This is a genomic window from Acidovorax sp. AC410 (genome assembly GCF_979253235.1).
In genome coordinates, this window is the sequence record NZ_CEEDCG010000001.1 from 4,681,452 (window position 1) to 4,694,401 (window position 12,950).

Consider the following 12,950-nt stretch of genomic DNA (forward strand, 5'->3'; position numbering starts at 1 on the left):
GGGGGGGCGATGCATGCCAGCGCTGCGGCAGTCGCAACCGGCGAGATCGCATTTATGGTCCCTTGTTACCCATTTGGGCCGTCTCGTTCAACATCTGGACAAGCATCTGCCCCAGTTCGTTACGACGAGAAGGCGTCATCCGCGGCTTGATGGCCGCGATGGAAATGGCCGCAAACGGCACGCCGCCCGGGTCTGGGATGGTGGCGCCCACGCCTGCCACTCCCTGCGTCACGGTGTCCACCATCTCGGCATAGCCCTGTTTCTGGGTCTTGGCCACCACCTTGCCAAAGCGCTCCGAGGTGAGACCCGCCGCATCGAAAGCAGGAGCGTGCTGGCTGCGGATGCGCGCGATGTCTTGCGCACCCGCGCTGGCCAACAAGGCCATGCCGCCCACGCCGATGCCCAGGGGCCGGATGTCGCCCACGCGCGTGCTGAAGATCTTGACCGGAAAAGCCCCATCCTCACGCTGCAGGCAGACCGTGTAGTCGCCCTGGCGCACCAGCAGGAACACGGTGTCTTCCGAAATGCGGGCCAGCCGGCGCATCAGGCCGCCGTAGGTGGCCACCAGCGGCGCCCGGCTCAGCGAGGCAAAACCCAGGCGCATCACCTCCAGGCCCAGGCTGTAGCGGCGCGTGAGTGGGTTGCGGTCGGCGAAGTGCTCCTCTACCAAGCAGGTCATGAGGCGGTGCGCGGTGGAGCGCTCAAGCCCCGTGGCCGCCACCACCTCGCTCACTGCCATGCCTTGCTCGTGGTGCTCGCCCAGCACCCGCAGGATCTGCAGGGCGCGGCGCATGTTCTGCGCCCCCGGGGTTTCCACAGGTTTGCTCACGATGTGGGATTTTTCTCGGTTGCTGTTTGTCATGTGGACATTGTTGCCGGACCATTGCTTCATTGCCAAGGACACACCCGCACACACCATGAACCCATCGCCCGAGCCCATCACCACCGAAACCCTGGGCGCCGTGCGCCGCATCTGGCTGAATCGGCCCGAGGCGCGAAACGCGCAGAGCCAGCAGATGCTGGAGGCCCTGGACCAGGCCTTCACCCAGGCCGAGAACGACCCCGACGTCCGCGTGGTGGTTCTGGCCGCCCGGGGAGCGCATTTCTCCGCTGGTCATGACCTCAAGCAGGCCCAGGCTGAACGCGCCGAGTTCACCGTGGAGCAGCGCTGGGCCTACGAGGAAAAGCATTACTACGGCTACTGCATGCGCATCTGGGACTTTCCCAAGCCCACGGTGGTGCAGGTGCAGGGCGCCTGCGTGGCGGCGGGCTTCATGCTTGCCAACATGTGCGACCTGGTGGTGGCGGCCGAAGACGCCTTCTTCTCCGACCCCGTCACGCACACCATGGGCGCTGCGGCCACCGAGGTGCTGATCCACCCTTGGGTGATGGGGCTGCGCCAGGCCAAGGAATTTCTGTTCACCGGCGCGCGCTGGAGCGCGCAGCAGGCACGCGAAGCGGGCTTTGTGAACCGCGTGGTGCCCACGGCAGAGCTGGAGGCGCAGACCCTGGCGCTGGCGCAGCGTATCGCCCAGGCGCCGCCATTTGCACTGCGCGTGCTCAAGAAATCGCTCAACCGCTCGGTCGACGTGCGCGGCATGCGCGAGGCGTTGTCAGCCCACTTTGACCTGCACCAGCTCAGCCATGTGAGCGAAGAGTACCGCCAGACCAAGGAGGCGGGCCTTGCCAGCGCCATCGCCAAGGGGGCCCGCGCATGACGACGGGCCCGCACCTGCCACATCGCCTGCAACCCCTGCTGGCACCGCGCTCCATCGCCCTGGTCGGCGCCAGCGACAACCCGGGCCGCATAGGCGGCATGCCGCTCGATCTGCTGCGCCACTTCGCCTTTGCGGGTGCGGTCTACCCCGTCAATCCCAAGTATGAAGAGGTGTTCGGCTATCGCTGCTACCCGGACATCGAATCCCTGCCCGAGGCCTGCGACCTGGTGGTGCTGGCCATCGCCGCCCCCGAGGTCACGGCCATGCTGGAGCGCTGCCACGCCCGGGGCATACCCGCTGCCATCGTCTACGCCGCCGGCTTTGCCGAGGCGGGCGGCGAGGGCCTGGACCTGCAGCGCACGCTGGAGGCCTTCGCGCAGCGCAGCGGCATGGTGGTGGCCGGCCCCAACTGCATGGGCTTTGCCAACCTGAACCTGCATGCGTACACGGCGTTCGCCTCGGTGTTCAAGAACGTGCCGCTGCAGACGGGGCCCGGGCGGGCCAGCATCGTCACGCAAAGCGGCAATGTCTGCTCGGCCGTGTTCGCGCTGGCGCGCCGCCTGGGGGTTCCGGTCAGCCACTTCATCAACACCGGCAACGAGGCCTGCGTGGAGTTTTCCGAATACCTGGAGTACCTGGCGCAGGACGAGGCCACCGAGTGCGTGGTCGGCTATGTGGAGCAGTTGCGCAACGGGCCTCGCTTCATCGACGCCGCGCTGGCCTTCGCGCGCAAGCGCAAGCCGCTCATCCTGTACAAGGCGGGCGAGACGGACAAGGGCTCCGAGGCCGTGCGCTCGCACACCAGCGCGCTGGCTGGCGATCTGGCGCTGTACAAGGCGGCCTTCGAACAGCTCAACGTGATTCGCGGCACGGACTTCGCCCAGATGGCCGACCTGGCCTACCTCAGCGGCTTTCGCGCACGCCAGGGCGGGCCGCGCGTGGCCATCGTCACCATGTCGGGGGCGCTCGGGGCCATCCTGGCCGACAAGTTCATCGGTGCGGGGCTGGAGGTGCCCACGCTCAGCGACGACCTGCAGCGTACCCTGCGCGAGGGCATCCCGGACTACGGCATGGTCTCCAACCCGGTGGACGTGACGGGCAACGTGGTCAACTCGCCGCAGTTCGTGCGCACCATCCTGGGGGCGCTGGCGCAGTCGGATCAGGTCGATACCGTCGTGGTCTATGCGCCGGGCTACCTGCTCGACCGCATGGCCGAGCCGCTGGTGGAGGTCTGTGGCCAGTGGAACAAGCTCGTCGTGGCCATTGACACCGGTGCCGCCAGATGCCGGGACCAGCTCGCACAGGCGGGCGTGCCGGTTTTCGACGACATCGGCCGCGCCACGCAGGCGCTGGCACCATTTTGCCAATGGCTGGCGCGCCATGAGGCGGTGGCCCACTGGGCGGCGCTGCGCCAGGCGCAGGCGGTGGAGTCGGGCACGGCACCGGTGCTGCCCGCGGCGCTCAACGAGCATGCCACCAAGCTGCTGCTGGCGGGCTACGGTGTGCCGTCGCTGCAGGGCCTGCCGGCCCGGGATGCCGACGAGGCGGTGCACGCGGCAGGGCAACTGGGCTACCCCGTGGCCCTGAAGATCCTGAGCGCCGACATCGCCCACAAGACCGAGGTCGGCGGCGTGCGCCTGAACGTGGCCGACGCGCAGGCGTTGCGCAGGCACTGCGCGGACATGCTCGCCAATGTGCAGCGACACAGCCCCGCAGCGCGCATCGACGGCTTCCTCGTGCAGCCCATGGCCAGTGGCGGCGTGGCCGAGCTGATCGCAGGCATCACGCACGACCCGGTGTTCGGCCCCGCGCTCACTGTCGGCCTGGGCGGCGTGCTGACCGAGCTGTACCGCGACGCCAGCCATCGGCTGCTGCCCGTGGACGCTGCCATGGTGCAAACCATGCTGCGCGAGCTGCGCGCCTGGCCGCTGCTGGACGGCTTTCGTGGCCGTCCCCTGGCCGATGTGGCCGGTGCATGCGAAGGCATTGCGGCGCTATCGCGCGCCCAGGCAGCCCTGGGCCCACAGGTGAGGGAGATCGAGATCAACCCCCTGCAGGTGCGCGCGCAGGGACAGGGCGCTTTCGCGCTGGACGCGCTGGTCGTCGTCCAGGACTGACCGGACAGGCATTTCACAAGGAGACAAGCATGGCATCCCTCTTCACCAAGATCGCTTGCGCGCTGGCAGCAACCGCCGCGCTTGCGGCGACCGCCCCGGCCCTGGCGCAGGACGGCTACCCGAACAAGCCCATCCGCATGGTGCTGCCGTTCCCGCCGGGAGGCGTCACCGACCTGCTGGCGCGGGCGCTGGCCGACAAGCTCGGGCCGCGCCTGGGGCAGCCGGTGATCGTGGACAACAAGCCGGGCGCGGGCACGGTGCTGGCGTCCGATCTGGTGGCCAAGGCGCCGGCCGACGGCTACACCGTGCTGCTGGCCGCGTCCTCGCTGGGCACAGCGCCGCTGATCTTCAGCAAGGTCAACTACGACGCGATCAAGAGCTTCACGCCCGTGACCCAGGTCGCATCGGTGGTGCATGTGCTGGTGGTCAACCCATCCCTGCCCGTGAAGTCGGTCAAGGACCTGGTCGAGTACGCACGCGCCCACCCGGGCAAGCTCAACTACAGCTCCACCGGGGCCGGCACCTCCACCCACCTGGAGGGCGAGCTGTTCAAGAGCATGGCCAATGTCTACATGGTGCACATCCCGTACAAAGGCAGCGGGCCGGCGCTGACCGACCTGGTGGCCGGGGAGGTGAACGTGATGTTCGACGCGCTGGGTTCCTCCGGCCCCTTCATCAAGGCCGACAAGCTGCGCGTGCTGGCCGTGACCACCGCCAAGCGCTCCGAATCCATCCCCGAGCTGCCCACGGTGGCCGAATCAGGCCTGCCGGGCTACGAGGCCATGCCCTGGCTCGGCCTGGTGGCGCCGGCCGGAACGCCCGCGCCCGTAGTGGACCGGCTGCACCGCGAGATCGCCGCCATCCTCAAGGAGCCTGATGTCCGCGAGCGCTTCAAGGGCTGGGGGCTGGACATCATCGGCAACACGCCGGCCGAGTTCGCCAGCTTCATCCGCCGCGATGTGGACCAGTGGGCGCGCGTGATCAAGAAAGCCAGCATCAAGGCGGACTGATCCCATGCGCTTTGCGATCACCGAACAGCAGCAGCTGGTGCAGGACAGTGCCCTGCACTGGCTGCGCGAGAACTACGGCTTTCACCAGCGCGCGTCGGGCGTGCACCGCGAGGGGGGACACCCGCAGGCGTGGCAGGCCTTTGCCGAGCTGGGCTGGCTGGCCCTGCCCCTGGCAGAGGACGTGGGCGGCCTGGAGGGTGAAGCCCTCACGGTGGGTCTGCTGGCCCAGGCCCTGGGCGCACACCTCGTGGTGGAGCCCTACGTGGCCCAGGTGGCGCTGGCACTGCGGGCGCTGGACCGCTGCGCTACACCGGCGCAGCGTGCTGCCTGGCTGCCGGCCCTGGTGGCCGGGCATGAGCGCCTGGCCTGGGCCCATGCCGAGCCGGGCGACGCCACACCGTTTGCGCCGCGCGCCTGCACTGCGCTGCGCCAAGGCGAGGGCTGGATGCTGCGCGGCACGAAGCAGGCCGTGCGCGGGGCCGGTGGCGCCGCGCACTGGCTTGTGTCCGCCAGTGGCGGTGATGGCGGGCCGCTGCTGTTGCGCGTGCCCGCCGGTCTGCCCGGTGTGCGCGTGGATGCCTATGAGACCAGCGACGGCGCGCTGGCGGCCGACCTGTACTTCGATACCGCATGGGTGCCGACAGAATGCCTGGTCGGTGAACGGGGCGCCAGCGCCGCGCTCGACGAGGTGCTGGCGTTCGGCATGGTGGCAGCCTGCTGGCAGGCCACGGGCACCATGCAGGCGGCGCTGGCGCAGACCCGGCGCTACACGGCCGATCGCCAGCAGTTCGGCCAGGCGCTGGCGCAGTTCCAGGTGGTGCAGCACCGCATCGCCGAGATGGCGGTGCTCTGCACAGAGGCACAGGCAGCTTGCGAGCTGGCCGCCATGCGCCTGGAATCGGCCCGCGGCGAGGCCCTGCACGCCGTGGCTGCCGCCGTGCGCAGCAAGGTGGTGCGCGCGGCAGGCTTTGTGGCGCGCGAGTGCGTGCAACTGCACGGTGCCATGGGCGTGTGCGAGGAGTTGCCGATTGCGGCCAGCTTCCGCTGCCTGCTCGCCTTCGAGGCCGAGGACGGCAGCGCCGACACCCACGCCCGCTGGCTGGGTCGCCACGCCCTGGATTCCCAGCGCCATACCCACAGCCAGACACTGGGAGAGCATTGATGGATTTGGCACTGGACCCACTGGACCGGGCATTCCGCCAGGAGGTGCGCGACTTTCTGGCCACACACCTCACGCCCGAACTGCGCCTGGGGCAGGCGCGTACCACGGCCATGTACCCCGAGCCGCACATCTCCGGCCCCTGGCAGAAGCTGCTGCAGGCGCGCGGTTGGCTGGTGCCCCTGTGGCCGGTGGAATGGGGCGGAACGGGTTGGTCGGCGCTGCAGCGCTTCATCTTCGAGACCGAGTGCGCGCTGGCCGGCGCCCCGCTGGTGCACCCCATGGGCGTGCGTCTGGTGGGTCCGGTGCTGCTGCGCTTTGGCACCGAGGCGCAAAAGCGCGAGCACCTGCCGCGCATCCTCTCAGGTCAGGACTACTGGTGCCAGGGCTTCTCGGAGCCCGGCGCGGGCTCTGACCTGGCTGCGCTGCAACTGCGCGCGGACCGCGACGGCGAGGACTACGTTCTTAACGGCACCAAGATTTGGACCACCCACGCTCACCATGCCAACCGCATGTTCGCGCTCGTGCGCACCAGCCGAGAGGGGCGGCGGCAGGAAGGCATTTCATTCCTGCTGATCGACATGGCCGCTGCGGGCATCAGCGTGCGGCCCATTGCCACCATCGGCGGCGACCACGATGTGAACGAGGTGCACTTCGACAGCGTCCGCGTGCCCGTGGCCCAGCGCGTGGGCGAGGAAAACGCGGGCTGGGAATGCGCCAAGTACCTGCTCGAATTCGAACGTGGGGCGGGCATCTTCAGCCCCCGGCTGCGCGCTCAGCTCAAGCGCGTGGCCAGCGTGCTGCCGGCGGCACAAGAAGAGGGCCCGCTGTGCCAGGCCTTCGGCGAACTCAATGCCGACCTCGATGCCTTCGAGTGGCTGGAGGTGCGCAGCATGGCGTCGCTGGCGCCGGGGGCCAGCCCCGGGCCAGTGGCGTCCATCCTGAAATTGCGCGCCAGCCGCCTCAAGCAGGCCATTGGTGCCCTGGGCGCCCAGGCCCTGGGGCGCAGCGGCCTGCGCTGGCACAGCGAGTCTGTGCTGGCCGGTGCTACAAGCCCCCAATGCAGCACGCTGGTGCCCGAGTACTGCAACAGCCGGGCCTTCACCATCTTTGGCGGCGCGGCGGAAATTCAGCTGGGGCTCATTGCACGGGCTTTGTAGTTGCCAAGTCGCTGGCGAAGGGAATGGGATGTTGAGGGCCAGAGGCAAGCGTTACGCGCTGAGCAATGCCCTGCATCGCCACCAGGTGGGCATCAGGCCAAAGCAGGGCAAGGACGGCTGCTTGAAGTGCTTTTTGCTCACCACCGCTGTCTATTGATTGACCTGATAGACCTTTTGGCCGGGCCAAACACCCAGCCCACACATTCACCCCAATGGCTTCCACTGCGGCGCTTCGGGCTCCGGGTACAGCAGCGCCTCGCGCGCCGGCCGCTGCATGGCCTCCCACTGGCGGCGGCGCTTGATGTCGCGGGGGCGGAGCTTCTCGGGCTGGGTTCGGTGGGTGCGGGACATGGTGGCTACCTCCTCGTGGGGTGGTCTGGTGCCTCCATTGGCGCGCTGACTGCGCCCCGTGGCTGTCGGACGGATTCGATGCAGGGCATCGGCCGCCGCCGAGGGCGCGTGCAAGGCCCTGCCGACACGCCCACCAAAAAAACAGCCCGCGGTGGGCGGGCTGTAACTTGCTGTTCAGCAAGGGAGGGGTGGGTGTCGATGCGGTATCGACAGAAGCAATACTAAATACGGTGCCGCCCCTTTTTTGTAGGACGGCGCCCCATTGGTATGTGTCCAAAAGCGGAAAGCCCTGCCTGGCCAGGCGGGCGGGCTTCCTGTGGCAAGGCGCTGAACGCCTGTAGGAATTGTCTGACCCGCCGAGTTTGCAAAAGACTGCATGCAAATGTTGCAGTGCGTTCTAAGCTGGCGTCTTGTTCACGGAGGACCACATGCCTATCTTGGGAATCGTCTTTGGCATCCAGGCCATCGCCATCGTCGCCGCACTGTCGCTGAGCCTGGCCATCTACTCCTGATCTGGATCTCGTCGGGCGGCCGGCCAGCCAACCCCGTTCAGTTGACCTCACGCCGCAGCAGCATCAGCCCCAGCGCCGTGAGCCCCAGCGCCAGCAGCGCCAGCCCGAACCCGAGCGCCGTGGCATGCAGCCCGAAGATGCCGGCGGCCAGCCCGGCCACGATGGCCGGCAGGCTGAACGCCAGGTAGCTCAGCACGAAAAAGCCCGACATCAGCCCGCCGCGCTCTGCCGCCGTGGCGGTGCCCACCAGGCTGCGCAGCGAGCCGTTGAAGCCCGAGCCAAACCCCACCCCTGCCACCACCGTGCCCGCGAAGAAGGCCACGCTCGAATGCAGGGCCACGCCCGCCAGCGTGATGGCCAGCCCCAGCACCAGCGCCACCGTGCCCAGCAGCAGCACCTGCCGCGGCGGCCGGGCGCGCACGAACACAATCGCCACGGCGCTGGTGAGCACCAGTGCGCAGATGAGGGCGCCACCCACCACCGGCGCATGGCTGCCGGTGATGACCCGCGCCAGCGTGGGCCCGAGCGATAGGTAAAACCCGCCCAGTGCCCACAGCGCCGTGTTCAGCGGCAGGATGCGCACCAGCGTGCTGCGCGAGCTGGCCGGTATGGCGATGCGCGGGCGCAGCGAGCGCCAGGCGCCCGGACGGCGCACCACGGTTTCGGGCAAAAAGACGGCGGCCAGCGTCTGCAGCACGAACAGCACCAGCAGCAGCTCGAACACCAGCGCCGTGTGCGTGGGCGCAAACTGCACCAGCGCACTGGTGCCCAGGGCCCCGATGGACATGCCCAGCATGGGCGCCACGGTGTTCACCAGGGCGCCGCGCTCGGGGTGCAGGTCGATCAGCGCGGCGCTGAGCACGCTGGTGGCAATGCCCGTGGCCAGGCCCTGCACGATGCGCGCGGCAAACAGCCAGGCCACCGAATCGGCCTGCCAAAAGAGCACGGTGGAGGCGATCTCCAGCACCAGCGCCAGCAGCACCACCTCGCGCCGGCCCCGGTGGTCCGAGAAGGTGCCGAACAGCAGCGCTGTGCCCAGCAGCGCAAAGGCGTAGCTGGCGAACACCAGGGTCAGCGTGAGCGCCGAAAAGCCCCAGCTGTCGCGGTACAGCGCATACAGCGGCGAGGGCGCGCTCGATGCAGCCAGAAACCCCACCAGGATGGAGGCCAGCAGCCACAGGGCCTGGGCATGGCCCATCCTGCGGACGGGGGCCGAGGGTGGGGCCATGGCGGCGTGCGGCGTGGCGGCGGTGGCGGCAGGGTTCATGGCCATGGAAACTCCAGTGCAATACAAAAGCAAAGAATTTGCTTTTGCGTATTAAACCACTAAAGCAATCTTTTTGCTTTAGCATCGGGCCATGAACCCCAGACCAGCCCCCCGCCCCGGGGGACGCAGCGCCCGCGTGCAGGCCGCCGTCCACCGCGCCACCCATGAGCTGGCCGAGCAGATCGGCCGCGCGCAGCTCACCGTGCCGCTGATCGCGGCGCAGGCGGGCGTGACGCCTTCCACCATCTACCGCCGCTGGGGCGACCTGGCCGAGCTGCTGGCCGACGTGGCGCTGGACCGCTTTCGTGCGGATGCCGAGCCTGCTGACACCGGCAGCGTGGAGGGTGACCTGCAGGCCTGGGCCGAGCAGTTCTTCGAGGAGATGGGTTCCGAGGTCGGGCAGACCATGCTGCGCGACGTGCTGGCCGGCCGTATCCAGGGCAGCATGGCGGTGCCCAGCCAGTGCGCGGCCTACACGGCCAGCCAGATCGAGATCGTCATCACCCGCGGCCTGCAGCGCGGCGAGGCCGTGCCCACGGTGGACGCCATCATGGACGGCGTGGTCGCCCCCATCATCTACCGCACCCTGTTCGGGCCCGCCCGCGCCAGCCATGCGCTGGTGCGGGAGCTGGTGGGCGGGTGCATGCGGGGCGCAAGCCGTGCGAGCGATGCGGCCCTGGCGCTCGCCGGTGCTGCAGGTGCTGCAGGGCCGGCCTCTTTCATGGAGTAGCAGGAGACGCAGCGGGCACGGCCATGGAGTGGCCTGTGCCGGCAGGCGATGGCTTGCGCCATACTGCGCTGCAGTTGCGCTGCAGTTGCGCTGTGCTTGCGCTGTGGCGCCGCCCTGTCCCTCGCGGTCGTTGTTCTTCCCGGCTGCGGGAAGGGATGCATGGAAACCCGAAACTGTGATGTCACCCTTTCGCCTGCCTGTCTTGCCACCCCCCAGCTCCCGTGCCATGGCAGGCCCCGGGCGGCGATACGATGGGGTGCTCATGCGCTTTGCCGTGGCTGCCTGCCTCTTGCTGGCGTGCATGGGCGCTGGCCATGCGCAGCCTGCCCCTGTGGTGCCCCCAGCGGCGGCACAGACGGCCACGACGGTTGCCATGGCCACCACGGCAGCCCGGCCGATTGCGGTGCCGGACATCCTCGCCCGCGCTGAGGAAGACCTGCAGCGTGTGGACCGGGCCCAGCGCCTGCTGGCGACAGCGGACCCGGTCGATGCGCTGCGCCGCGCGCTCGACGGCATTGCCGGCCCGGTGGACGCCAAGCTGCACACCACGGCGGGCGGGGGCCTGCGCGAGCTGCCGGTGATGCGGCTGGAAAGCCTGGAGCGGCACTGGCAGTTCGACGTGCGGCGCTACGAGCGCTGGGAAGCCCAGGCCCGGCGCACGCTGGCCCCCTATGGCGACAGCGCCCTGCAGTTGGCGCAGCGCCGCGCGGCCTGGTCGGCCACCCGTGCCGAGGGTTTGCTGGACGGCCTGCCACCGGCGCTGGCCGAGCGCGTGGATGGCATGCTCACCCGCATCGACAGCGCCGAGACCGCGCTGGGCACGGCGCTGGCGCGGCAGTTCGAGTTGATGCAGCGCGCCAGCGAACTCAAGGCCCGCATCCAGGCCGGCAGCGCCGAGGTGGCGGCTGCCATCGACGATATCGACCGCAGGCTGCTGCGCGTCGACGTAGCCCCCCTGTGGCGGGGGCTGGGCCTGGGCGGCGGTGACAACACGCAGGCGACGCTGGCCGCCATGGACCGGGGGCTGGACATCGAGCAGCAGTTCGCCATCGACTACAGCACCAACGAGACCGGCAACCAGCGCGCGCTGCGCGTGGTGCAGGTGCTGCTGCTGCCGCTTATCGTCTGGCTGGTGCTGCGCAGCCGGCGCTCTGCGCGCAACCGCAGGGACGAAGCCGCCGCACCGCAGGAAGGCGCGCAGGCCCTGCGCCGCCCGGTGTCGGCCTGGCTGCTGCTGTCCATGCTCGCGGTGCTGGTGTTCGAGCCCGACGCGCCCCTGCTGGTGCAGGAGGTCGTGATGCTGGTGGCCCTGCTGCCGGCGCTGCGCCTGCTGCCCGCCGGCACCCTGGGCGCGCTGGGCGCGTGGCCGTATGTGGCCGTGGCGCTGTATGCGCTGGACCGCCTGGGGCTGGCGGTGCTGGCCGATGCGGGCCGCTACCGCCTGTTTCTGCTGGCCCTGGGCCTGCTGGCACTGTGGCTCACGGTCTGGCTGCTGCGCCGCATGGGGCGGGCGGGTGGGGTGGTGCCGGCGGTGGCTCCTGCGGCCGGCCTGGCACCGCCCTCGCTAGCGCTGCAACGGGTGCGGCGCCTGCAGCGCACCCTGCGTGGCTTTGCCTGGGCGGTGCTGGCATTGCTGGCACTGGCCGTTGCCGCCAACGTGGGCGGCAATGTGTCGTTGGCCGAGACGCTGACCAGCGGCGTCATCGACAGCGGCTGCATGGCCCTGCTGGTGTACGCCGGCGTGTCGGCCGGCATCGGCCTGCTGCGTGCCCTGCTGGGCCAGCCCGAACTGGCCAGCCGCCGGGTGGTGCGCGAGTATGCGCCGCTGCTCAGGACGGCCGGCACGCGCCTGATGGTGCTGGGCGCGTGCGCCGGCTGGCTGCTCTACAGCATGGACCGCTTTCGCGTGCTGCGGCCGCTGCACGGCGCGGGCGCGGCCGTGCTGGGGGTGGGCATCGAGGTGGGGGAGGTGTCCATCCAGGTGGGCGACGTGCTGGTGTTTGCGTTCTCGGCGTGGCTCGCGTTCTGGGTGGCCGGCGGCGTGCGGCGCCTGCTGCGCGAGGAGCTGCCCGGCCACGCCGGGCTGCCGCGCGGCGTGGGCAACAGCATCGCCTCGCTGAGCTACTACGGCGTGCTGGTGGTCGGCCTGCTGGTGGCGCTGTCGGCCGCCGGCTTCAAGGTCAGCCAGCTGGCGCTGGTGTTCGGCGCGCTGGGCGTGGGCATCGGTTTCGGGCTGCAGAACGTGGTCAACAACTTCGTCTCGGGCCTGGTGCTGATGGTCGAGCGGCCGATCCAGCCCGGTGACGTGGTGGACGCTGCAGGCAGCTCGGGCACCGTGCGCGAGATCGGCCTGCGCGCCACCATCATCCGCACCTTCGATGGCGCCGACGTGGTGGTGCCCAACGGCCTGCTGCTCAGCGGCAACCTGACCAACTGGACCCTGTTCGACCGCAGCCGGCGCGTGGAGGTGCCCGTGGGCGTGGCCTATGGTTCCGACCCGGCCCAGGTGCTGGCCGTGCTGGCCGCCGCAGCGCGTGGCACCCCGGGCGTGTTGGACACCCCGGCCCCGGTGGTGCTGATGGTGGGCTATGGCGACAGCGCGCTGAACTTTGCCGTGCGCGTCTGGACGCACGACGTCTCCCACTGGATCACCCTGCGCGGCGAGCTGCTCGCGCGCCTGCTGGCTGCGCTGCAGGCCGCAGGCATCTCCATTCCCTACAACCAGCTCGATGTACACCTGCGCACGGTGGCGCAGGGCATGGACGCTCTGTCGCCGCAGGCGCCCGGTGGGGCGGCGCCGTAGATAGCGCACACCAGGTGCCACGTGGGCCTGTGCCCTTGGCACCGTGGCCCCCTGTTCCCGGCCCACCTCACGCGCCAGGTGGACAGGTGCTGCCCGAGGGCGCGGCGGCCCCTAGCCACCTCG

Annotated in this window: 10 protein-coding genes; 7 read left to right on the forward strand and 3 right to left on the reverse strand. The window is 69.7% G+C overall.

From position 1 onward, the window contains the following. Positions 1-52 precede the first annotated feature (52 nt). Positions 53-829: an IclR family transcriptional regulator gene (locus tag AC0IZS_RS21710; protein ID WP_235514327.1), complete on the reverse strand. Its 777-nt coding sequence runs from the start codon at positions 827-829 to the stop codon at positions 53-55. 88 nt (positions 830-917) lie between these two features. On the opposite strand from AC0IZS_RS21710, the gene AC0IZS_RS21715 reads away from it, so the two are divergent. Genes AC0IZS_RS21715 through AC0IZS_RS21735 form a run of 5 tightly spaced genes read left to right on the forward strand, consistent with a single transcriptional unit; the run spans position 918 to position 7,164 of the window. Next, a complete protein-coding gene (locus tag AC0IZS_RS21715; protein ID WP_471637522.1) occupies positions 918-1,718 on the forward strand; it encodes an enoyl-CoA hydratase in 801 nt (266 codons plus the stop codon). After that, positions 1,715-3,835, forward strand: a complete 2,121-nt coding sequence (locus tag AC0IZS_RS21720; RefSeq protein ID WP_471637523.1) for an acetate--CoA ligase family protein — start codon at positions 1,715-1,717, stop codon at positions 3,833-3,835. Before AC0IZS_RS21715 ends, AC0IZS_RS21720 begins: the two co-directional genes overlap by 4 nt. A 29-nt stretch (positions 3,836-3,864) precedes the next feature. Next, positions 3,865-4,845 (forward strand): tripartite tricarboxylate transporter substrate binding protein, encoded by a 981-nt coding sequence (locus AC0IZS_RS21725; RefSeq protein ID WP_471637524.1) that lies wholly within the window; start codon positions 3,865-3,867, stop codon positions 4,843-4,845. A gap of 4 nt (positions 4,846-4,849) precedes the next feature. Continuing rightward, positions 4,850-6,007: an acyl-CoA dehydrogenase family protein gene (locus tag AC0IZS_RS21730; RefSeq protein ID WP_471637525.1), complete on the forward strand. Its 1,158-nt coding sequence runs from the start codon at positions 4,850-4,852 to the stop codon at positions 6,005-6,007. Beyond that, positions 6,007-7,164, forward strand: a complete 1,158-nt coding sequence (locus AC0IZS_RS21735; protein ID WP_471637526.1) for an acyl-CoA dehydrogenase family protein — start codon at positions 6,007-6,009, stop codon at positions 7,162-7,164. Before AC0IZS_RS21730 ends, AC0IZS_RS21735 begins: the two co-directional genes overlap by 1 nt. A gap of 204 nt (positions 7,165-7,368) precedes the next feature. On the opposite strand, the gene AC0IZS_RS21740 is transcribed toward AC0IZS_RS21735, so the two are convergent. Next, on the reverse strand, positions 7,369-7,515 hold the full coding sequence (locus tag AC0IZS_RS21740) for a hypothetical protein (protein ID WP_471637527.1): 147 nt from the start codon (positions 7,513-7,515) through the stop codon (positions 7,369-7,371). Between the two features lie 549 nt (positions 7,516-8,064). Further along, positions 8,065-9,300, reverse strand: coding sequence for an MFS transporter (locus tag AC0IZS_RS21745; protein ID WP_471637528.1), 1,236 nt, complete (start codon positions 9,298-9,300; stop codon positions 8,065-8,067). A gap of 85 nt (positions 9,301-9,385) precedes the next feature. Between AC0IZS_RS21745 and AC0IZS_RS21750 the strand changes: the two genes are divergently transcribed. Beyond that, positions 9,386-10,024: a TetR/AcrR family transcriptional regulator gene (locus AC0IZS_RS21750; protein WP_471637529.1), complete on the forward strand. Its 639-nt coding sequence runs from the start codon at positions 9,386-9,388 to the stop codon at positions 10,022-10,024. Positions 10,025-10,250: 226 nt separating this feature from the next. Beyond that, complete coding sequence (locus AC0IZS_RS21755) at positions 10,251-12,827, forward strand: mechanosensitive ion channel family protein (RefSeq protein ID WP_471637530.1); 2,577 nt, start codon at positions 10,251-10,253, stop codon at positions 12,825-12,827. Positions 12,828-12,950: the final 123 nt, after the last annotated feature.